Source organism: Chlorobiota bacterium, from assembly GCA_016710285.1.
In the GTDB taxonomy this organism is placed as follows: Bacteria; Bacteroidota; Ignavibacteria; order OLB7; family OLB7; genus OLB7.
In genome coordinates this window covers 75554-98533 of the sequence record JADJXR010000001.1, presented here as the reverse complement: position 1 = coordinate 98533, position 22980 = coordinate 75554, and the positions used below count along the sequence as shown (strand labels likewise).

Sequence of the window (22980 nt, the reverse complement as noted above, 5' to 3'; positions counted from 1 at the left end):
CTTGATGCCAACGGTGCGGTGACGTTGGGGAACGGGAACGACAACATCACGCTGAACGCAGGAAGCGGGATCATCAGCGCGTCGGGGGACAAGATTGAGAACGTGGCGGATCCAACAGCGGCGCAGGATGCAGCAACGAAGAACTACATTGACAACACGGTGTTGGGGGGAGTAGTTGGTCCATTCGTTCAGCTTGGACCGGCGGCGTTGCAGACCTACACGGGAGCCAATCCCTTAATCCGGTTGAACGAGACGGGCGGCAGCGCACCAAACCTGATGGACCTGCGGACCGCCGGCACGCAGCATCTGGTGCTGACCAACGGTGGCGCGCTGACGGTGACGAACATTGAGGGAACACCAATCGGCGCAACAACCCGCTCGACAGCAAACGTGACGGACTTGGATGCGAATGGCAATGTGACGTTGGGGAACGCCGCCGCCGACGTGGTGACGGTCAACGGAACAACGACGTTTGCCAACCCTGTCACTGCCAACGGAGCGGTGACGCTGGGGAATGGGAACGACAACATCACGCTGAACGCAGGAAGCGGGATCATCAGCGCGTCGGGGGATAAGATTGAGAACGTGGCGGATCCAACAGCGGCGCAGGATGCGGCAACGAAGAACTACGTGGATAATGGCTTCGTCCGTCTTGGCCCGACCTCGGCGCAAACCTACACGGGAGCCAATCCCTTGATCCGGTTGGATGAGACGGGCGGCAGCGCACCAAACCTGATGGATCCAAGCAACGCCAATCGGGACAACCACCCGTTCGCTTGCAAACGTAACGGACTTGGATGCGAATGGAGATGTGACGTTGGGGAACGCCGCAGCCGATGCGGTGACGGTCAACGGAACGACGACGTTTGCCAACCCTGTCACTGCCAACGGAGCGGTGACGCTGGGGAATGGGAACGACAACATCACGCTGAATGCCGGAAGCGGGGTCATCAGCGCATCGGGGGACAAGATTGAGAACGTGGCGGATCCAACAGCGGCGCAGGATGCAGCAACGAAGAACTACATTGACAACACGGTGTTGGGGGGAGTAGTTGGTCCATTCGTTCAGCTTGGACCGGCGGCGTTGCAGACCTACACGGGAGCCAACCCCTTGATTCGGTTGAACGAGACGGGTGGCGGAACACCAAACCTGATGGATTTGCGGACCGCTGGAACGCAGCATTTGTTGCTGACGAACGGTGGTTCGTTGACGGTGACGGCAATTGAGGGAAGCCCGATTGGTGGAACGACCCGAAGCACAGGAGCGTTCACCACACTTGATGCCAACGGTGCGGTGACGTTGGGGAACGGGAACGACAACATCACGCTGAACGCAGGAAGCGGGATCATCAGCGCGTCGGGGGATAAGATTGAGAACGTGGCGGATCCAACAGCGGCGCAGGATGCGGCAACGAAGAACTACGTGGATAATGGCTTCGTCCGTCTTGGCCCGGCCTCGGCGCAAACCTACACGGGAGCCAATCCCTTGATCCGGTTGGATGAGACGGGCGGCAGCGCACCAAACCTGATGGATTTGCGGACTGCGGGAACGCAGCATTTGGTGCTGACGAACGCTGGCGCGCTGACGGCAACCAGCATCCAAGCAACGCCAATCGGGACAACCACCCGTTCGCTTGCAAACGTAACGGACTTGGATGCGAATGGAGATGTGACGTTGGGGAATGCCGCAGCCGATGCGGTGACGGTCAACGGAACGACGACGTTTGCCAACCCTGTCACTGCCAACGGTGCGGTGACGCTGGGGAATGGGAACGACAACATCACGCTGAATGCGGGAAGCGGGGTCATCAGCGCATCGGGGGACAAGATTGAGAACGTGGCGGATCCAACAGCGGCGCAGGATGCAGCAACGAAGAACTATGTGGATAACCAAGTGACCTCGGCAGCATGGGCGTTGGGGGGGAATAGTGCTCCATCATCGAACATCTTCGGGACCATTTCGGCAACCGACATTGATATCCGCACCAGCAACGCCACTCGGATGACGGTTGGAAGCGGCGGCGGTATCGGCATTAACGCAACGCCGGTTGCAACCACAAAACTTGCAATCGGAACCGTGGATCCGGCGGGGGGAATTGGGCTTGGGGTGAACATGACCGGGACCACAACCTCCACTGGCATCAAAGTCACCAACGTCGGTGCGTCGGGAACGAACGATGCTGGCATTGCGGTCTCTTCCAGTGCTGCTGGCACCGGAACGGGGATCCGCATTGGCGGCGGGGCTGGGTAATAACCTTGGAACGGGGATCACAATCACCGGTGGAACCGGCATTATTTACAACGCAGCCACCGCAGGAAGCGGTACGGGGATAACGGTGGGGGGAACAACGCGCCCAGCCACGGGGGGAAGTTTTGAGGCATCAACGGTGGCGGTGGAAGCACAAACGGGAGCAACCGGAAACGGCGTGATTGCCTCAACAGCAACATCCCCAGTTGCCCCGCCAACCGGCGTTGCCATTGCCGGGTTCAGCCAAAACAATACCGGCAACACCACCAGCCGTGGCGTGTATGGCCAAGCAGCCACCACCGGCACCGGAGCCAGCACCACCACGTATGGGGCTGTTGGAATTGCAGACAACACCGGGGGAACAAACAGCGGGTTGGCGGTTGGTGTGCATGGGTCCGCCTCGGGTGCTGGCAACGGGACCAACGCAGTGGTTGGCGGGTTCTTCCAAACCACTGGCTCCACCGGAAACCGTTTTGCAATCGTGGCCAACGGCGGCGGCGATGTCTATCTGGGAAGCAGCGATGCCGACCGGCCTTCAACCTTAACTACTGGCAGCTACATCGGCACCGGCAACACCAACACCACCTACATGAACGCCATCCGCTCCAGCGGAACCGCTGGAACCGCGAACGTGCGGATGGGTTCGCTAAGTGGTGCGGCGCTGACCGGAAGCTATAGCCCGGGCGCAAACGATGGCATCATCGTTGCCGACAACAACGGCGATTTGCTGAAGCGTTCGATTGGCTCGGTGATTGCAAACACAGCGGTTCAGTACAGCGTAAGCAGCGCGCAAGCCACCGCAACGCCCCGCACCAACCACCTGTTCGACGTTGCGTATGCCGGGGCCGCACCAAACGCTGCGGCAACGGGCGCACGCATCACGTCGGAGGCAGCGGGGGGGAACAACAATGCCACAGCATTAACACTGGTGGCAACCCCAGCCGGAACCGGAACCGCAACCGCAGTGAACGCCACAGGCAACATCGTCCTTGCAACAACCGGATCGCAGATCAGCAACAGTGCGGGGGATGTCACCGTTGCCGACAACGTGGTGGTGAACAGCGGAGCCGGCACGGACCTCACCATCTCCGAATCCGGTGTTGACCGCAACAACGCCGCCGACCAAACCTTCGCGATTGATAACAGCGGTGCTGGTGGCGTGCGCGTCCTGGTCAACGGCGCAACATCGGTGACAAACTCACGCGTGGCGATTGCCAACGGGCACGTGACCTCGCAACAGACCACAGCACCAACAACTGGAACGCTGGGCGCAGGCGTTGCCACCGCCGTACTGACACGGGCAACGGACGTTGCAGGATTGTTGAACATTACAACCAACGGAACCCCCGCAACCGGTGCACAGACAACGGTAACGTTCAACCTCCCTTACGGCACTGCTCCGATTGTGGTGGTGACCCCAGCCAACGGTGCTGGTGTTGGTGTTGGTGTTCACGTCACAGCAACAACAACAGGGTTCACCGTCAACTTCAATGGTTTGCCAGCGGCTTCAACAAGCCATCAATTCAGCTACCATGTGATCGAGACCCAGTAAGGAACATGGATAACCTCCACGATCAAGAGTAGAGACTTGATCGTGGAGCCAACGCCCCCCCCTCTCTCGATTGCAGGGGCTGGAATTGCACAGGTACAGTCACAATACGCTTGAACAACAGAGGATACAATGTTCATACGGCTCACACTTTCGCTGGCCACAGCCGTGGCCTGTACGGTTCTAACAGCAACAGCGCAAAACCGCGATCTACGAGCAGAGAAACTTGTTCTGGATGACAACAACGGCAATGCCATCACCATTCAAACGCCGACCGGTCCAATTACCGGAGGGACCTTAACCATTCCCGATCCGGCTGGCGCGGGGCAGTTCTTGATTTCCACGCCATCGGGGGGGACGCAATCTGTCTCAGGGCATCTGCTCCCGGGCACCGATAATCTCTACGATTTAGGATCGGGGACTTTCCGGTGGCGGCATCTTTTCCTGAGTGGAAACTTGCAGCTTGGAAGCGGACTTCGCATCACCGAGCCTGGGGGAACTGACTACACGGAGTTTGTTGCCCAAGCGCAAGCCAACAACATCACCTACACGCTGCCAGCTGTCAACGGAACCGCCGGGCAAGTGCTGCAGATTGCCAGCATCCCGGCACCAACGCTCACTGCTGCAACGTTGGAGTGGGCGGCAGCCGCCAGCAGCGGCTGGAATCTAACGGGGAACGCGGGCACGACCGCCGGAACGAACTTCGTGGGGACCACCGACGACGAGCCGTTCGAGATTCACGTGGATGAAGCCGGCACCGCCACCGAAGGCCGCCGCCGAGTGATGCGGTTCGAGCCAAACGCCACCAGCCCGAACATCATTGGCGGGTTCAACGGGAACAGCGTGACGGCTGGTGTGGTTGGTGCAACGCTGGCCGGCGGTGGGGCCAATGGCTTCTTGAACACGATCACCGATGACTATGGCGTGGTGGGTGGTGGGCAGAACAACCGTGCAGGGGATAACGCGGGAACAACATCCGATCAGAGGTATGCCACCGTGGGTGGCGGAAGGGACAACACGGCGTCGAACAGCTATTCGACCGTGAGTGGAGGAAATGCCAACACGGCATCGGAGAGCTATTCGACCGTGAGTGGAGGAGTGACCAACACGGCATCGGAGAACTATTCGACCGTGGGTGGCGGAGCGAACAACACGGCATCGGGGAGTACTTCGACCGTGGGTGGGGGAGAGCAACACGGCATCGCAGATCTATTCGACGGTGGGTGGCGGCCGGAGCAACACGGCAGCCGGCGATTATTCGGCAATCCCCGGCGGTCGTGGGCTAACGCTGAGTGCCGCCCGCAGTTTCGGCTTCCTTGGCGGCAATACTGGGAGCAATGACATGACGATCACCGATGCCAACGTAGCGGTCTTCGGCAACACCAATCTCTGGCTTGCCAACAACAACAACGCACCAAGCGAGCTACGGTTCTTCGAGGCGTACAACACTGCAGGGGCATTCCCAAGCGGCACCAACTACACAGCGTTCAAAGCGCAGACACAAGCCAACGACATCACTTACACGCTTCCGGCAGCCAACGGAACCGATGGCCAAGTGCTGCGGCTGGCAACTGGGGCAACCGCAACGGCTGGCACGTTGGAGTGGGCAACCGCCAGCGGGCTGACGCTCCCATTTAGCAACACCACCAGCAGCGCAAGCACGCTGTTCGACATCACCAACAGCGGCGCGGGGCAAGCCTCCAACTTCAATATCAGCGGGGCAAAAACTGCAAGCACAACCACGATGGTGGTGGATAACGATGCCACCAACACCACAACCAATGCCATCAACAAAACTGTCCTTTCGGTGGCAAGCAGCGGCGATTTTAGTGGCGCAGGCGGCGGCAGCACAACGGCAACCGGCGTTGATATCAACATGACCGGAACCGGCGGCGATGTGAACAAAGGAATGACCATTGCCGTGGCGGGAAGCGATGCTATCGGGTTGCAGATGTCTAGCGGGCGACTGGTCTATTCGGTTGCCTCAATCGCCCATCCAAATGGAGCTGCGTTTACCGCGCCAAATAACGCAGCAATTATCAAAGTAACTGATGGCGGCTCGGATGGATCCAGATCGGACCTGACGCTTTCCACAACTGGCGTGATTGAAGGCCAAGTGGTATGGGTCTATAACGGCGATGTTGACGACAACGTACGGGTTCAAAGCACCCCAACACGCATACTAAATTCAGGTGCGACTGACAGAGACCTATGGCCGTTCATCTACATTGATGGCGCCTGGAGGCCGCTCCGGTAAGCTGCGGTTGGGGGCACAAGATGAGATGAGGGGGGAACTGATAGGCAAGCACATCCATCAACGGAGCTTCCCATTTTTCCCCCACATCACTCCTTCCCGATTACTGCGATTGCTGCGTCGGGGAAATACCATTGCAGGATCTGCGTGGCCGATTTCCCCCGGCGCGCAAGCGTTACCCCGCCGGCGCAGCATAGCCCCACGCGGTGCCCAAACCCGCGCCCGCTGAACCAAAATTTCCCGTTGCGCCGCTCAATCTTCTCCACCGTGTTGCTTAGCACCACGTTGAACCCAATTGCCCGCCCAACAGCAATCTTAAAATCATCGTTGATGAAGGGAGGGAAGGGGGCTTGTTTCACCAATTCCTCAAGCTGCGGCGTGGCCCTGGCCGCCCGTTTCCACCGGTGCCATTTCCCACGCTTGCAGAAACCACACGCCACCGAACGGTATCCAGGTTCCTCCTTGTGCCACACTTGCTGCGGCGTTAAGGTCCGCCCGCCACAGTTTGCAGAGTAGTAGCAGGGATAGATGTTCCCAACCACACACCGCACCCGCTCCGATTCGGCAACGGCCCGCTTGGCCGTGGGGGAAGGATTGATGTTGTCGGCACGTTGGCAATGGGTGTTGTCGCAAAGGTCCGCGCTGGGTTGGTGGCGGCCACGGTGGGTCCGCAGGTAGTTCCGTTGCAGCACCGAAAGGGCAATCAAATACTGCAACGGCTCGCCAACCGTGGATTCCGATGCCAGCGCCACCGTTAGATATTCCCGCTCCGGAATCGTGGCCACCACCATCAGTTGCCCAGCCGCTGCGGCAATCCGTAGCTCCCCAGAAACGCGCCGCCGCCGTCCATCCGATTGCAGCATTATCCCTTCTCCCACAATCTTCACCTCTGCTCCGCCATGCCCCTGCGCAATCACGCCGCCATCCTTCGCCACAGTGACCTCAATCCGTGTTCCGCTGCTTGCTTGCTCGCTCGATTGCCCCTCCGTTCCCCCAATGGTGAACGTGAAGGGGGTAGTTGAGGAGATCACCACGCTGCGGGGCGTGGATTGCGCAAACAGAAGCAACCGCACCGCAGGCTCCACCGGTGGAGCCGTTTCTGGCGATGCCAAAATGGAGCAGAGCAACAGCAGTGTGGCAAGCATCACATCAGCCTCCCGAACACCGCCCCGGCAATGCCCGCCGCATCGCTTCCGGTTCCGTTGGGATTCAGCACAACCACCGCGTACCGTGGGCGGTCCGCCGGCGCAAACCCAACAAACCAACCGGCCGTGCGGCGGCGCGTTCCGTCCCGATACACCGTCCCGGTTTTTCCGCTCACCGTGAACGCCCTGTGCCACGCCCCTTTCCCGGTTCCCTTCTGGACGCACTGGCGAAGCCCCTGATACAGCGGGCGATAGCGCGTTCCGGAAAGCTGGAACGGGGCGATTGCCAGCCGCCCCCGCGTGGCAAGCGTCAGGGCAAGCCGAAGCATCTGGGCAGGGGAGACGGCGAACGATTCGCCAAGAAGATTCTGGACGTTGATCTGCGGCACCGCCGGCGCGCCGATTGGTTCCCCGGGGAAGTTGCACGGCCCGATCATCCCCAACTGCTTCGCCGCCCGAAGCAACTCAGGGTGGCTGATGCCGGCGGCGATATGCTGAAAATAGAGGTTGCACGACCCCGCAAACGCCGGAACAAACCGCACCTTCCCATGCCCCGTTCCCAGCCAGCAGCGGACCGGCGTTCCGGCCACCGTGTCGTGGCCGGTGCAGGTGAATTCCGTTCGGGAATTGAACCCACCGCGCTGCATCCACGCAACGGCAATGGCGATTTTGAAAATGGAGCCGGGGAAGTAGGTCCGCTGGAATGCCTGATCGGCACGAACCCCGCCAAGCAGTTTTCCGGTTCGTGCATCGGCCACCAGCACCACCACGCCGCTGGTCCGCTCCGCCTCCGGCAACGGAGGCAACTGCCCCGGCAATGGAGCAACCGGCCGGGCCACCATCAGCCCAAGCAGCAACAGAAACAGCCGAAGCCAGCAGCCATGATTCATGGAGTGAAATTACAGAATGCCCCGTTGCCAACCCGCACCCGCTTGCAGCGGCAGTTGATGGAGGGGGGGAGGTAGCCGCCCCGATTGAATCGGAGCAACCCCCGCAAGGGTAGCCGCCCCGACCTTCGTCGGGATTGATAAAAAGTCTTTAGCCTTCGGCGTCATCTTCGGTTTTCGTGCGTTGGCTCCGTGCGCGGCTCCCCCTCTTGGGAGGGGGCTGGGGGGTGGGTTGGGGACACCCGCAAAACCGCGCCCATTTTCCGAATCTCAGGATCAGAGCCATCCGGAGCCAACAGAAAGCACCGCGTGTTCGGTGGCTTCGCCGAACCCACCCCGCCCTGTCGGGCACCCCTCCGTTGGAGGGGAACGCTTCGGGAGGGTTCGGAGAAAACTGGTGGGCTGCTCCGTGAGATGTAGAGAGAACTAGACCTCATTTCCCCCCAGCATTGGGGGGAACGCTTCGCCCGATAGGGCGAAGCAGGGGGGCGCGGCGGGTTCAACCATTACTCTCCGTTTCCCGACTTCGCTGCGGTTGCGTGGTATCTTTGCCGGCATGATGAACAAGCGGAAACCAATCCAGAAATCTTCCTCGCCGAAAACCCATTCGCCGAAGGCTTCCTCGCAAAAACCTTCCTCGCCGAAAACCCATTCGCCGAAGGCTTCTTCGCAAAAAACTTCTTCGCAAAAAACTTCCTCGGCAAAGAACGAAGGGGTGCGGCTCAACAAAGTGATTGCCGATTCTGGCGCGGCCTCGCGCCGGGCTGCCGATGAGATGATCCGCGAAGGGCGGGTGAAAATTAATGGCAGCGTGGTGACGGAGCTTGGGACCCGTGTGAAAGGGAACGATAAGGTCACGATTGACAACAAGCTGATCAGCGACCCGCCGCGCCATTCCTACGTCCTGCTGAACAAACCGAAGGACACCATCACCACCACCAGCGACGAGCGTGGCCGCCGGACGGTGCTGGACCTTGTGGAATATCACGACCGCATCTACCCCGTTGGCCGCCTGGACCGCAACACCACCGGCGTGCTTCTTCTCACCAACGATGGCGACCTTTCCCACCGCCTGATGCACCCCCGCTACGGCGTTGAACGCCTGTACGATGTGGAGCTTGATAAGCCGCTGGAGAATCGCCACGCCCGCAAAATTGCCGCCGGGGTGACGTTTGAAAATGGGGAGGAGACCCAGCCGTGCGAGCTGTTTGTGGAGGAACGCGATGCCCGCGTGCTCAGCATCCAACTGCGCGAAGGGAAGAACCGCGAGGTCCGGCGATTGTTTGAGGAGTTCGGCTACACCGTCGTGCGGCTGCATCGCTCCCAGTATGCCGGGCTTACCGTTCGCGGCCTTGCCCGCGGCGAGTGGCGGCCCCTGACCCGCCGCGAAATCTCCGCCCTTCGCCGCTTGGTAAACTTGCATGACGAGGTCTAAACGAATTGCCGTTGTTGGCGGCGGCGCGGCGGGGATGCTTGCTGCGCTGGCGGCCAGTAATGCCGGCCAACACGCCACCCTGTTCGAGCGGAACAAACGGCTTGGCATCAAGATTTTGATCTCCGGCGGTGGCAAGTGCAACATCACCCACAACGCCCCGCCACGCCAGATGGAGGAAGGGTTCATCCGCCCCGAGGCTCGCTTCCTTCGCTATGCCTTCCACACCCTGACCTCCGAAACTCTCCTTTCCATGCTCCATGCCGAAGGGGTGGAAACATTCGTCCGGCCCAATGGGCGGGTCTTCCCCGTTAGCGGCAGTGCCGATGATGTCCTGAGCGCGTTCGAGCGGATGCTGCAGCGGGCCCGGGTCCAGGTGGAAACCAACGCCCACGTCCAAGCGGTCCTTGTGGAAGATGGGGCCGCCGTGGGGGTTCAGTTGGATGGCCAAACGGTTCCGTTCGATGCCGTGGTGGTGGCAACCGGCGGCGTAAGCTACCGGAAAGTTGGAACCACCGGCGATGGCATCGCTTGGGGGGAATCGCTGGGGCTTCCGGTGGTTCCGTTGCGCGCGGCGTTGGCCCCCATCTACTTCACCCCAGCTCCGCACGCCAGCTGGCAAGGGGTTGCCCTTCGCGACGTTCGGCTGACGTTCGCACCAACGTTGAACGAGTTGGGAATCCCCAACGCAAAGGACTTCAACCAAACGTGGCGCGATGACCTTCTGCTGACGCATCGCGGCGCAAGCGGGCCGGCCACGCTCGAGATCAGTCGGGCGGTTGCGCTGGCGCAGGAAGCCGGGGCCACGCCAATCCTTCTTGCCGACGTTGCCCCGGACCAACACCCCGATGACCTTCTGGATATTTTTCTGAACCGCTTGCAGGATTCGCCCACCAGCGAAATCCAAACGTTTGTTTCCGGATTCGTCCCCCAAGCCGTTGTGGAAAGTGTGTTGGAGCAAGCGGGGATTGAGCCAGGAAGAAAATTGGGCGCGATACGCCGCCACGAGCGGGGGCAGATGGTTGCCACGCTGAAACGGTGGCGCGTTGGGACCGTTGGCCAGGTCCCGATTGACCGGGGGGAAGTTACCGCCGGGGGGATCGCGCTTTCGGCAGTGGACCCCACCACCATGCGGTCCCGTGCGGTGCCGAACCTCTATTTCGCTGGCGAGGCGTTGGACGTTGCCGGGCGGGTGGGAGGATACAACCTGCAGGCCGCTTTCTCCACCGGCTGGGTGGCTGGCCGGGCCGCAGCAATCAACCCAGAAGAAGCATGACGTTTACTGAGCTTTTCAACGCCGAGGTTCGCATCCAGCGGGACGTTCCCTACCTTGCCGACTCCGGCGATCCGCGCCACGTTCTGGACGTGTACGCCCCGCCCGATGCTGATGGCCTTCCGGTCGTGATCTATTTCTACGGCGGCGGATGGCGCAGCGGCGATAAGCGATTGTTCGAGCATCTGGGGCGCGCCTTTGCGGTGCGGGGAATCGTGGCCGTCACGGTCAACTACCGGCTGACCCCGCAGGTGAAGCACCCCGCCCATGCCGACGATTGCGCCCAAGCCGTGCGGTGGGTCCACCAGCGGATTGGTGAGTTCGGCGGGAACCCCAACGCGCTGTTTCTGATGGGCCATTCGGCAGGGGCACATCTTGCCGCGTTCATCGCTTTGAACCCTGATGTCCAAGCCCGCAATCAGTTCCCCGCCGAAGCGGTGCGCGGGGTGGTTGCCGTCAGCGGTGTGTACAACCTGAACACCCATGCCGAAAGCCCCGGCTTCACCAGCCTGGAGTTGATTCACGAGGCGTTCGGGGGGGAAGCGGAGGAATTGCACACGGCCTCCCCGGTTCATCACATCCGCGATTTCCATCCTCCATTTTTGGTGATGGCTGCCGAGCAGGACCCTGAGCGGATGCGCGACGGCGGAAAGGAGTTCGCCAACGCGCTGCGCCAGGCCGGGAACGATGCCCGGTTCGTCAGCATCCGTGGCCGCGACCATTTCTCCATCGTCCGCCGCTTCGGTCCCACCGGCGACACTACGGTGGAGGCGATTGTGCAGTTCATCAACTACTGGGGATAAGTTGCCTTCCGGGAAGGTGGGGGGGTGGTTCGTTCGTTCATCAACCATCAACTTCAATGGGCTGGCTACTGGGTTGTTTTTTTTCGGGTGATGTTCCCGGGGGCGGTGCCGAATCGGTGCGGCAGCGGATTCGCGCTGTTGCTGGCGCGGCCACGTTCACCGTTGGCCAGCAAGGGATGGCGATGGTTGGCGGCGGGACCGAACTCACGTTCCATTCCCGTTCCCACGACCATTCCGGCTGGGCTGTGTGCGGCGTGGGAATTGCCGAAGAAGCTGATGGCTGCCGATTGCTGCAAACCGAGGATTGGACCGCGCTGATGGAGCAACCCGAGCCGCCGCTTCGCCAGCTGAACGGGCATTTCATCACCCTCCGCTGGGACCGCAACGGGCTGGTTGCCGCCAACGATCGGCTTGGCCTTCGCACGCTCTATCTTGCCCCGCACAACGGGGGCCTCATCTTCTCCACCCGGCTCGATTACCTTTGCCGCGTTGCTGGCCTTTCGCAGGTGGATTTCCGCAACTTCGGCCCCCACTTCCTGACGTTCAACCAATGGCAAAGCCGAAGCCTGATTGTTGGCGCGGAGCGATTGGGGCAGGGGGGAAGGGGGGCGTTCAGCAACGGGAAATTGCAGCTGACCGAGCAACTCTATTTCCCAACAACCGAGCCGGCGCATTCGGTTGAAACCAGCTTGGGGCGATTCCTCCGTCCGGCGATTCCGGCGGGGCGGCAGCTTGCGCTTGGGCTGTCCGGCGGGTTCGATTCGCGGCTGCTGCTGGCGCTGTTGCTGGCGCGGAAGGAGCCGTTCACAACGTACACCTTTGGCGAGCCGACCGAGCCGGACGTTGCGCTGGCAAAACAGCTTGCGGCGGCGCACGGGATTGCTTGCCACCACTTCAATCTTCCCCCCCAGGACCCCGCCAGCGCGCTCCCGTCGTTGGTGGAGTACGCCGCGCAAACGATGGTAGTGGAACCCCTTTCCACCTGGTCCCGGTTGCGTTACTACCCGCAGCTTCCGGCGGAGCGTTGGGTGCTGGTGGATGGGGGATATGGGGAGATTGGACGGCGGCAATTCTTTGGGCGATTTCTGAAAGGTGGGACCGCCGCGCTTGCCACCGGGTCCCCCGATGACCTGCTCCCGTTTGTGCTGCTTCGCCGCGCCACGTTGTTCAACGCGGAGACGACGGCGGTGATGATGGAGGGGGTGAAGGAGCAGTTGCGATTGCTGTGGGAAGCGTCGCCGCCGGTGAAGAGGTTCGGCGTTGGGAACTTGCTTGATTTGTGGATTGCCCGGGCGCGGTTCCCGAACGTTGGGGGAATCGAGCAGGCGCGGGTTGATTCCCTTGCGGTGAATTTCATGCCCTTTGCGCAGCCCAGTTTTCTTGATGCCGTGTTCTCCACCCCCGAATCGGAGCGGCGGAATGCGCGGCTCTATCGCCAGCTTCTTCACCGTGCGGCCCCGTCGCTTGAGCGGTTCCCGCTGGTGAAAGGGGTAACGACCTACCCGTATCGGTTGGGGACGATTGGGTCCCACCTGTGGGTTCGCGCAAAAAAAATCTTCCGCCCGGAAGCCCCCCACACGCTTCGCCAAAATTTCCTTGCGGCGATGCGGGAGTTCATTCTGGACCGATGGAGTTCGCAGGAAGTGCAGAGTTACCCCCACTACGACCACGCCGCAATCGGCGCAGCAATCCGCCGCTGGAACGCCGGCGATGCCACCGCCGAAGCAGAAGTGGATTGGTGGCTGGCATTCGAGCTGTGGCGGGGTGGGTAACGGCTCCGATCTTTATCAGGGTAGGGGCAGGTCTTTAGCCTGCCCAGTCTTGGCAGTCGGGGTAGCGGCCCCGACCTTTATCGGGGCCCAGTCAGATGGCGCCGAAGGCTAAAGACCTTTTATCAATCCCGACGGAGGTCGGGGCGGCTACCTTTGTTCGGTACGTTGCTCGGCAGTCGGGGTAGCGGCAGGTCTTTAGCCTGCCCAGTCAAAAGACACCGAAGGCTAAAGACCTTCGGCTACCTTTTCGGCGCGTTGCTTGGCAGTCAGGGTAGCGGCCCCGATCTTTATCGGGGCCCAGTCTTGGCAGTCAGATGGCGTCGAAGGCTAAAGACCTTTTATCAATCCCGACGGAGGTCGGGGCGGCTACCTTTGTTCGGCGCGTTGCTTGGCAGTCAGGGTGCTGGTGTTGGAAGTTGCCGCAGCCTGCAAAAAAAAGAAGCGATTGGCGGCTGTGAGGAACTCACAGGTGCGCCAACCGCTCCGGTCCGGTTTGCTTTGGTTCGCTTATGCTTGCTCTTCTTTCTTCCGCCCCATCAATGCCCCGGCGGCGATCATGCCGAACATCACCACGTTCAACCCCAGCGAGGCGTATTTGCCGGTCTGGAATCCTCCGCTGACGTAGTTCATCTCAATCTTGTGCTTCCCCGCCGGGACCACAAGGCCGCGCAGCAGATAGTCCGTTTGGATGACCTCCGCCTCCTTCCCGTCAATCGTTGCGCGCCACCCTGGCGGGTAGTGAATCTCGCTAATCACCAGGAAGTTTTTCCCGGGGGCCTCAACATCCATGGCGATGTGGTGCGGCTCGTACTTCGTAATCTTCACGCTCCCTTTTGCTGCCGCGCTGGCGGTGCTTCCGGTGGTGTCGGGAACAAGGTTTCCGGTGGAGTCCAGCTTCATTTTGTCCTGCATTCCGGCGGCGTATCCAACCGGCTCCACCTGCTCTTTCAGCGGCGCAACAAGGTAGGCAACGTCGCGTGGGTCAAAGCCGTTCGATTTAATCATCTCCAGAATCGCTTTCTCATTTGCCACCTCAACCCGGTTCACAAACCAAGCGCGGGGCATCGCGCTGTTGTTCTGCATCACCGTCACCCCACGTTGCGAGCGGAAGGCCGGGGTCATCCCTTGTTGTTCGGCGGCTTTGGCTTGCTCGTTCGGCATAATCAGGTACTTCGTGTTCAGAAGGTCCCATGCCAGCGGTGAGGTTGGGACATCGCCGTTTCCGGCAACGTCCAGAAGGTTTTGGTAGCTCCGCATTTTTGCCGAGGAATATCCAAGGATATGTTCCTGGAAATGCCGGGCCGGGAAATTCGGCTGGGTGGCAAGGTTCAGGATGCGGTATTTCTCGGTGTCCTTTTTCAGGAACTCATCAACGTCGGTGGGGTCGAACTGCGCCATCACCTCTTTTGCTGGCGTTCCCTCCATCGGGATAAACGCCACGCGCCACAGGTCCACGGTGGAAATGGCAATCAACGCCCCCACCATCACCACGCTGCTAATCCGCCCTTTGGCGTAGAAGTACGCCAGCCCAAGCCCCCCCGCGCCAAACAGCAGCGTCAGGAACAGATCGGTCATGGCGCGGCTGTGCATGTAGCTTGCGGCCTCGGCACTTGCCGAAAGGAGTTTCCCCGATTGCGCCACCGCCTCGTTGTAGCTGCTGCCGGAAGAAAGGAACAGCAGAATCAGAAGGGTCAGCCCGCCAAACCCGGCTATCCAGCCGATCATTCCTTTTGCCACGGTTGCGTCGCCGGCCTCGCGGCGGGCAATCAATTCTTTCAGCCCCAAGCCGGCAAGGATCGGGAAGACGAACTCCAACAACACCAGCGATTGGCTTGGCGCGCGGAACTTGTTGAAGCCCGGGACAAGGTCGTAGAAGAGTTTGTAGAGAAGGTCAAAATTGCGCCCGAAGGAGAGGATAAGGCCGAACACCCCGATTGCCAACAATGCCTGGGCAAAGCGGTTGCGGCGGTTGATCCAAAATCCCCACAGCCCCAACGCCAGCACCACCGCCCCCATGTAGTGGGCCGCATCGGTGAAGCTCATCTGGCCCCAGTAAGTGGCCATGTGCCCTTCGGGGTCAATGCCGTTTTGCTGAAGCAGTTGCGGGTTGAAGCTGGCCACCACATCGCGCGGAAGCTCCATCTTCCCAAACCCGTAGTAGCTGGGGGAGAAGAACGTCACCATCTCCTGGGGGGAGAAGCTCCAGTTGGTGGAGTATTCCCACCCTTGCCCAACCTCCATTGCCCCTTCCTTGTGGGTGGGGTCGGCGGTGATCGAGGCCGCGCCACGGGTGGAGTAGGGGAGGTACTCCTGCACGGCAAGGTTGCGGTCCAGCCCCATGCCGTAGGCAAACGCGCCGGCCACCACCAGCGTGGCGATTGCCAAACCTACGTTCGCGGTTGTGCCGGTTTTCTGGGCGGCCGGGTCCTTCTGGCGAAGCGCGCCGACCAGCTCCACCAGCAAGTAGATTCCAACAGCGCACGCGCCGTAGAACGCCGTTTGCAAGTGGCTTGCTTCCCACAGAATGTGGATTGCCAAAATCAGCAACCCGGCATAGAGCAGGCTCCAGCGGTGGATCAATTTTTCCAGGCAGAGGAAGATGTAGGGGAAGGTCATCAGCACCAAGATTTTGGTGTTGTGGCCAATCATAATGTAGATGATGATCCAGGTGCTGAAGATTGCCGCCAGGGCAACAAACAGGGCAACCCCGCGCGTGGCTTTCTTGGTGCGCATCAGAAGGTACATCCCCAACCCGTACAGGAAGTAGTGGAACACCACGCGGGTGACGGGATAGTTGATAAAGCCGATGATATGCTCGCTGCTGTAGAACAGCTTCATCGTCAGGTCCCACCAGCGGTCGCCGGTGACAAGGAAGGAGGCAAAAGCGGGCATACCGCTGAAGATGTACGGTATCCAAAGGGGTGGTTCCCCTTTGGCATCTTGGGCATCAAGGTAGGGGCGGAAACTTTCCCAGGAGACGAAATCGCTTGCGCCAAACAGCATATCGCCAAAAATCTGCTTGCTGAAAAACAGCACAAGCAGCAGAAGGATTGCCCCCACAAACAGGAGCGATTGCACGCGGGGATCCATCCCCGCAAAGGGGGACCGCGCAGGGCCAATCTGCTTCGGGGTGGATTGCTTGGAAGACGCTGCGGAACGGCGCGGGGCCTCGGAGCGTGGAGTTGCCATACGTCGGTTAGTTCAGTTCTTTTTGAATGGACTGTTGTGAACGAAGGGCCGCAATATACTTCCGAAGCGCGAAGTGTAAGCGAAGGGGGGCATCGGTCGCCCTGAAGGGGCAGGCTATCATAGCCCAGGGCAACGCCCTGGGAATCTGGGGGATTTGGGAATCGTCCTCCCCGAATATCCACACCGCCCTGAAGGGGCAACCCCATTCACCCATCAATCGTGCACGGACCGCACCCATTGGAAATCCAGACCCTCAACAACATATCCAACCAGATGGAGGTCGCCCGTTCAGTTCCCCAGGGCGGTGCCCTGGGCTGGCATGGGTCGCCCCTTCAGGGCTGGTGTTGCGTGGGGTTGGTTCAGTTCCCAGGGCGGTGCCCTGGCTGGCATGGGTCGCCCCTTCAGGGCTGGTGTTGCGTGGGACTTGGCCGTGATGGCGCCGAAGGCTAAAGACCTTTTATCAATCCCGACGGAGGTCGGGACGGCTACCTTCTCCGGCTCCCCCTCTCCGTCAGTTGCTGGCGTGGTGCTCAGGGAACGAAGTCACGGAGAGGGGGTTGGGGGGTGAGGTTGAGTAGGGCTGGACGGCAGAGGGGGAAGGGAAATCTCCCCGCCCCCGTTGCCAGCGTCTTGTTATCCCATCTCCGCCAACACTTCCCGAATCACGGCGAAGCCTTCATCAATCAGTTCGGCGGTGATGTTCAAGGCTGGGCGGAAGCGGATGGAGTGGTCGCCGCAGCCCAGGATCATCAGCCCGCGCTGGTAGCAGCGTTCGCGGAAGGCGTTCCGAAGCTCGCCGTTTGGAAGGTCCATTGCGCAAAGCAGTCCGCGCCCGCGCACGTTGCTCACAAGGTTCGGGAACTGCTGCTGAAGCTCCTGCAAACGGCCCAGCAGATGCGCCCCAACCGTGCGTGCGTTCTCCACCAAGTTCTCTTCCTCAATCACCTCCAACACTTTTGTGAACCGGACCATATCCACAAGGTTCCCCCCCCACGTGGAGTTGATGCGGCTGGAGGTGTGGAAGACGTTATCGGGGACTTCGTCCACCCGCGGCCCAACAAGGATTCCGCAGACCTGCGTTTTCTTCCCAAAGGTGATGATGTCGGGGATCACTCCCAACCCCTGGTGGGCCCACATGGTTCCGGTAAGGCCAACGCCGGTTTGGACCTCATCGAAAATCAACAAGGCTTCGTGTTGGTCGCACAAGCTGCGCAGCTGGGCAAGGAACTCTGGGCGGAAGTGGTTGTCGCCCCCTTCGGCCTGGATTGGCTCAAGGATGATGCAAGCAATCCCGTCGGGGTTTTGGCGGAAGGCTTCTTCGATTTCGGCAACGGCCTGTTGTTCCAGCTGGATCGTCCGCTCAAGGTTTTCCCCCTCCAGCGGGAAGGTTGCGCCCGGGCTGGTGATGCGCGGCCACCCGGTGAATTTTGGGAAGAGCGCGGTTTTGGTGGGGTCCGTGTTCGTTAGGGTCATCGTGTATCCGCTGCGCCCGTGGAAGGCGTGGCGGAAGTGGATCACGCTGTGGCCCCGTTCGTCGGTGTGGCCTTTGGCGAAGTTCTTCCGCACCTTCCAGTCGAAAGCAACTTTCAGCGCGTTCTCCACCGCCAGCGCGCCCCCTTCGATAAAGAAGCTGTAGCGGAAGTGCGCGGGGACCGCCACGCGGAAAAAGGCATCAACGAACTCCGCCATTTCCACGGTGTACAGGTCGCTGCAGCTGGGCTTGTGCAGGGCCACTTTGCCAATCTTGTTGATGAACTCTGGGTTGTTCAGCTTCGGGTGGTTCATCCCGATGGGGTTGCTGGCAAAGAAGGTGAAGAAGTCAATAAAACGCTGGCCGGTGATGGCATCGTACAGATAGGACCCGTGGCTCCGTTCAAGGTCCAGCACCATCGGGAATCCGTCGGCCAGCATGTGGCGGCCAAGCGTTTGGTGGACTTCGTTCGGGGCGATTGTTCCGGCTGTGTTCAGCGTGGTTCCGTGTTCCACTGATGTTTTTATCATGATCTATTCTCTCCTATGAATGTGTTGTTAGCAGTAGTCGTTGTTCGCATGAAATCGCGTGGCTGGGTGGGGGCATCCATAGATGCTTCCGCAACACCACACCGCAGAATGCCTACGCAAGCGGCGGGCGCACTGCTGCGCCGGTTCTTGCTACGGAATCTGGGAATGAAGAAGTGTGTGTGTGTGGAGGAAATCAGGCGGAGAGGGGGAGTGCGCTGGCGGTGGCAATCCAATGGCGCAGTCGCGCACCCAGGATCATCGCCGAAGGGAACGATCCCCCGCGAATGGTCCCGGTGGACCGGAGTAGGTTGCCGCTATGAAGAGTTTTAATGCGCACGGGGCAAAGATACGACGCAAACCCACCCCCAGCCACCCCGCAAAATAATCGTCACAGGTGCTTGCCAATGTGTGGGGCGGTGGTGTAATTTGCCCGCCGCTACAATCGCAGGCAGTCTGCTTGTGTTCCGCCCCCCCCTCTTCTTGCATCGGCCAACCCCCAGTTGATGCGGCTGCCTGTTTCGGCCCATTCAAGACCTTCAACTTTCACAGAACCGTTCACACATTTTTAGGAGAGACGGATGCACAATTCCTACCGTATTGCAGCTTGCTTGCTTGCAGTGGCTGGCTGGCTGGTGTTTGCCCAGCAAAGGACCGTTGGGCAGTGGGCATCATTGCCCGAAATCTCATCAACTGCATATCGCAGCTGGCATCAGACGGCCACCATGGATGGCAAGCTGTATGTTTTTGGCGGGTTAGAATCTCAGATCGGCCAGTCGAGCGGATCGTTCGTTTCAAGTTCGATTATGCTGGACATGACCGGCGGAGCAACGAAGTGGGTGCGGATTGCCAATATGCCGGAAGCCCGTGCAGGGGGATATGCTGCGGCAATCAACGGAAAAATCTACATCGCTGGGGGCTACTACACTAGCGGCAACACGCGGGTGATGGCGGCATCGGTGTTGGAGTATGACCCGGCAACGGATCAGTTCACAAAAAAAGCCGACATCCCAACGCCGGTGTACCAGGTTGCTGGCGCGGTGGTTGGCGGAAAAATCTACATCCTTAACGGGTACAACTCGGCTGGAACGGTGACATCCGGCACGCAAGTCTATGATCCGGCAACCGACACGTGGGCTGCGCAATCGGCACCGCCGGCTGCCAGCGCGTACTCCGCTGCCGCAGCGGTTGATAACACCATCTACTTGATTGGCGGAACCAACTCCAGCGCGTATAACAACTTTGTGTACAAGGGCCTGGTTGCTGAAGATGGGAGCATCGCATGGAGCAGCGGGGCCAGCTATCCAACGCCACTAACCCGCTTGGCCGTTGGGTCGCTGAATGGGAAAGTGTATGCAACCGCAGGGGCGTACAACGGCACCGCGCTGGATGCCACGTATTCCTACGATCCGGCAAAGAATAAATGGGAATCAACATACGCGCTTCCTGCTGGCACCTACAACGTTGCATCAATGCCAAGCGATGGCACTGGGTTGTATATGGTCAGCGGGTATCAAACCCCGAAGGTGTACAAATACACCGAAGGCGAACCGACGGCGATTGGGCAGATCTCCCCAACAAGCCGTAGCGAGATTATGAAGCCAGATACCACAAGGAACTTTACGGTCACGGTGCGCAATACCGGCATCGTTCCGCTATCGGCAACCATCACGATCCCAAACGATGCTTCGTGGTTGGCCGTTACCCCACTGGAAGCGGTGGATGTTCCTGCTGGCAGCTCGAAGAACGTCACCTTTACGATTGACACCAAAGGGCTGGCCGAGCAGAATTACGAGGCAAACGTTGAGTTCGCAACGAACGCCAAGGGCCAGGAGAAACTTTCGTTAATGGTGAACCTGACCGTGACAACGAAGATGGAGAAACGCCGCCCGTTGCAGGAAGTCTTCACATCATCAACCTGCCCCCCGTGCAAGCCGGGGAACGATAATCTGCACACGATCCTGAAGCTCTATCCGGTGGACGATTACACCGTGGTGAAATACCAGCAAGACTTCCCCGGAACTGGCGACCCTTATGCCACAAACGAAACAGTGAACCGCCGTGGGTATTACGGGATCAACTCTATTCCAAGAATGGAGGTTGATGGCGGCTGGGATGGGAACGCCAACAGCTACACGCCACAGCTGTACGCCGCATTTACCAGCGTGCCGACGTTCCACAAAATCAACTCCTCAATAAAAGTTGAAGGAACCACCGTTACGGTGACAACCGAGATTGTTCCCGGCATTGACATCAACTCCAATAACCTGCGATTGCACACGCTGATTATCGAAAATCGTACGGAGAAGAATGTCAAATCCAATGGTGAGAAGGAGTTCTTCCAGGTCGTCAAGAAAATGCTCCCCGATGACAAAGGAAGAGCCATCGAGCCGTTAAAAGCTGGCGTCCCCGTGACCTTTACCGAGACGTTTACCTTCCAGGGGAGCTATCGCTTATCGCTTGATGGGCAGGCTGCCAACCGGATCAACCACACAACAGAAAATTCTGTTGAGAACTTCAAGAACCTGAACGCTGTTGTGTTCCTTCAGGATAACGCCACCCGTGAGGTCTTCCAATCAGCATGGCCCGAACCGGTTGAAGGGGCGATCAGCAGCGTTGCGGTGGAGCCAAGCAATCAGGCCAACGGCCTTGCGGTGCTGGCCAATCGCGACAACACCATCGTGACGCTTAACTACGCCACCCAGGAACCAAACGCCACCGTGGCGATTGCCATTTACGACCTGCTTGGCAACCGCGTCTATGCTGCCGAACGGAACATTGCCGAGACAGGAAACCAAGTGGAGATGATCGCCAACGGACGGCTGAAAACCGGGGTCTATCTTGCCGAAGTGACAACGCCCGCTGGTGTGAAACGAGCCAAGTTCGTCCTGGCACGGTAAGCACTGCGAACCGTTTTCATCAATACTGTTGCGGCTCTTGAAGAACCTTCTTCAAGAGCCGCTTCGGTTTGCTGGTTATCGTGCTTCCAAGATCAAGAAAACTCCACCAGATCATGCCGCGTTAGGATGCCGGAGATCGTGCCGTAATCTTCAATCAAAATTGCGCGGGCATCTTTCAAGTAGCGAATGGCGTTGCTGGCTTCGGTGGTGTGCTTCACCACGGGGAAACTCTCCTCCATCACCTCGCTGACGGAACGGTCCAGCAGCTCGCGGTCGTCCAGCACAGCGGCCATCACTCGGTTGTCGCGCAGGGAACCAACGGGCGTTCCATCCTCCATCACCGGAAGCTGGCTGAAGCCGTGGGCGTTCATCAGGTTCAACGCGTCGCGCACGCTCATCCCTGGCGTGGCCGATAGCATGGCGATTCGCCCTTCGCGCCGCACTTTCAGCTCCTGCACCATCCCCAGCGTGATCTTCTCACGTTCCAAAAATCCTTTCTCCTGCAACCACTCGTCGGAGTGATGTTTGGTTAGATACCGCTCGCCGGTGTCGCACACAATCACCACCATCACATCCCCTTCGTTCATGCTGCGGGCTTTTGCGGCGGCGGCGGCAAAGTTCATTCCGGTGGAGCCTCCGGTGAAGATTCCTTCCTCGCGTGCAAGCCGCCGCGCCATCACGAACGCCTCGCGGTCGCTGACGTTGAAGACCTCATCCACCACGTTGAAATTAAGGTTGCCGGGGATCCGCTCCTGCCCAACGCCTTCCACCAAGTAGGGGAGTGCTTCAACCAGCCGCCCGGTCTCCTTGTAGGTTTTCAGCGAGGACCCCGTTGGGTCCGCACCGATCACCTTGATGTTCGGGTTCTTCTCCTTGAAAAATCTTCCGCACCCGCTGATTGTTCCCCCGGTTCCCATCCCGGCAATGAAATGGGTGATGCGCCCTTCGGTCTGCTCCCAGATTTCTGGGGCGGTCCCGTAGTAGTGGGCTTCGGGGTTTGCGGGGTTGTCGTACTGGTTCAGCATCAGCGCGTTCGGAAGCTCGCTGGCCAGCCGTTGCGCGGTGTTGAAATAATATTCCGGCGAGCTTGCCTTTGCCGCGCTGCTGACAATCAGGACCTCGGCCCCCATGGCTTTCAGGTAGCGGACCCGCTCCACGGATGCTTTGTCGGTCATCACGAACAGGGTGCGGTAGCCTTTCTGGATTGCCGCCAGCACCAAGCCAATTCCGGTGTTGCCGCTGGTTGGCTCGATAATCAACCCGCCAGGCTTGATCTTCCCCTCGCGCTCGGCGGCCTCTATCATCCTGATGCCGATCCGATCTTTGACCGATCCGCCAGGGTTCGCGCTCTCCATTTTTGCCAGAACGGTCCCTTTGGTTGGGCCAATAACCTTGTTGATTTGTAGAAGTGGAGTGTTGCCGATCAGTTCGGTAACGGAGTTGATAACGTGCATGATGGAAAGGATAAAAACTCTGCGTGATATGCCGCCGCGTCGTGCGTCTGCGGCGCGAACTTCCCGCAAACATAGC

The 22980-nt window shown here is 59.7% G+C and carries 15 protein-coding genes; 9 read left to right on the top strand and 6 right to left on the bottom strand.

Features of this window, described 5'->3' with window-relative positions:
• Positions 1-793: 793 nt before the first annotated feature.
• From IPM61_00370 to IPM61_00355, 4 genes are all read left to right on the top strand, one after another.
• A complete protein-coding gene (locus IPM61_00370) occupies positions 794-2251 on the top strand; it encodes a hypothetical protein (GenBank protein MBK8909761.1) in 1458 nt (485 codons plus the stop codon).
• A complete protein-coding gene (locus IPM61_00365; protein MBK8909760.1) occupies positions 2187-3800 on the top strand; it encodes a hypothetical protein in 1614 nt (537 codons plus the stop codon). The genes IPM61_00370 and IPM61_00365 overlap by 65 nt, the downstream gene beginning before the upstream one ends.
• A 129-nt stretch (positions 3801-3929) precedes the next feature.
• Positions 3930-5138: a hypothetical protein gene (locus tag IPM61_00360; protein MBK8909759.1), complete on the top strand. Its 1209-nt coding sequence runs from the start codon at positions 3930-3932 to the stop codon at positions 5136-5138.
• 1 nt (position 5139) lies between these two features.
• A complete protein-coding gene (locus tag IPM61_00355; GenBank protein MBK8909758.1) occupies positions 5140-6054 on the top strand; it encodes a hypothetical protein in 915 nt (304 codons plus the stop codon).
• Between the two features lie 86 nt (positions 6055-6140).
• Here the strand turns inward: IPM61_00355 and IPM61_00350 are convergent, their stop codons facing one another.
• Positions 6141-7196 (bottom strand): hypothetical protein, encoded by a 1056-nt coding sequence (locus tag IPM61_00350; protein ID MBK8909757.1) that lies wholly within the window; start codon positions 7194-7196, stop codon positions 6141-6143.
• The gene (locus tag IPM61_00345) at positions 7196-8086 is read right to left on the bottom strand and encodes a hypothetical protein (GenBank protein MBK8909756.1); all 891 of its coding nucleotides are present in this window, start codon (positions 8084-8086) and stop codon (positions 7196-7198) included. The genes IPM61_00350 and IPM61_00345 overlap by 1 nt, the downstream gene beginning before the upstream one ends.
• Positions 8087-8642: 556 nt before the next feature.
• Between IPM61_00345 and IPM61_00340 the strand changes: the two genes are divergently transcribed.
• The 4 genes from IPM61_00340 to IPM61_00325 are packed head-to-tail and all read left to right on the top strand — an operon-like array spanning position 8643 to position 13363.
• Positions 8643-9518 (top strand): rRNA pseudouridine synthase, encoded by an 876-nt coding sequence (locus IPM61_00340; protein ID MBK8909755.1) that lies wholly within the window; start codon positions 8643-8645, stop codon positions 9516-9518.
• Positions 9505-10791: an aminoacetone oxidase family FAD-binding enzyme gene (locus tag IPM61_00335; GenBank protein ID MBK8909754.1), complete on the top strand. Its 1287-nt coding sequence runs from the start codon at positions 9505-9507 to the stop codon at positions 10789-10791. Before IPM61_00340 ends, IPM61_00335 begins: the two co-directional genes overlap by 14 nt.
• Complete coding sequence (locus IPM61_00330; GenBank protein ID MBK8909753.1) at positions 10788-11591, top strand: alpha/beta hydrolase; 804 nt, start codon at positions 10788-10790, stop codon at positions 11589-11591. Before IPM61_00335 ends, IPM61_00330 begins: the two co-directional genes overlap by 4 nt.
• Positions 11592-11647: 56 nt before the next feature.
• A complete protein-coding gene (locus IPM61_00325; GenBank protein ID MBK8909752.1) occupies positions 11648-13363 on the top strand; it encodes a hypothetical protein in 1716 nt (571 codons plus the stop codon).
• 507 nt (positions 13364-13870) lie between these two features.
• On the opposite strand, the gene IPM61_00320 is transcribed toward IPM61_00325, so the two are convergent.
• From IPM61_00320 to IPM61_00310, 3 genes are all read right to left on the bottom strand, one after another.
• Entirely contained in the window at positions 13871-16552 is a 2682-nt protein-coding gene (locus IPM61_00320) for a YfhO family protein (GenBank protein ID MBK8909751.1), read from the bottom strand.
• Positions 16553-17185: 633 nt separating this feature from the next.
• On the bottom strand, positions 17186-18553 hold the full coding sequence (locus IPM61_00315) for an L-lysine 6-transaminase (protein MBK8909750.1): 1368 nt from the start codon (positions 18551-18553) through the stop codon (positions 17186-17188).
• 193 nt (positions 18554-18746) lie between these two features.
• Positions 18747-18890, bottom strand: coding sequence for a hypothetical protein (locus IPM61_00310; protein MBK8909749.1), 144 nt, complete (start codon positions 18888-18890; stop codon positions 18747-18749).
• 241 nt (positions 18891-19131) lie between these two features.
• Between IPM61_00310 and IPM61_00305 the strand changes: the two genes are divergently transcribed.
• On the top strand, positions 19132-21450 hold the full coding sequence (locus IPM61_00305; protein ID MBK8909748.1) for a T9SS type A sorting domain-containing protein: 2319 nt from the start codon (positions 19132-19134) through the stop codon (positions 21448-21450).
• A 92-nt stretch (positions 21451-21542) separates the two neighbouring features.
• On the opposite strand, the gene IPM61_00300 is transcribed toward IPM61_00305, so the two are convergent.
• A complete protein-coding gene (locus IPM61_00300; protein MBK8909747.1) occupies positions 21543-22904 on the bottom strand; it encodes a pyridoxal-phosphate dependent enzyme in 1362 nt (453 codons plus the stop codon).
• Between the last annotated feature and the right edge of the window lie 76 nt (positions 22905-22980).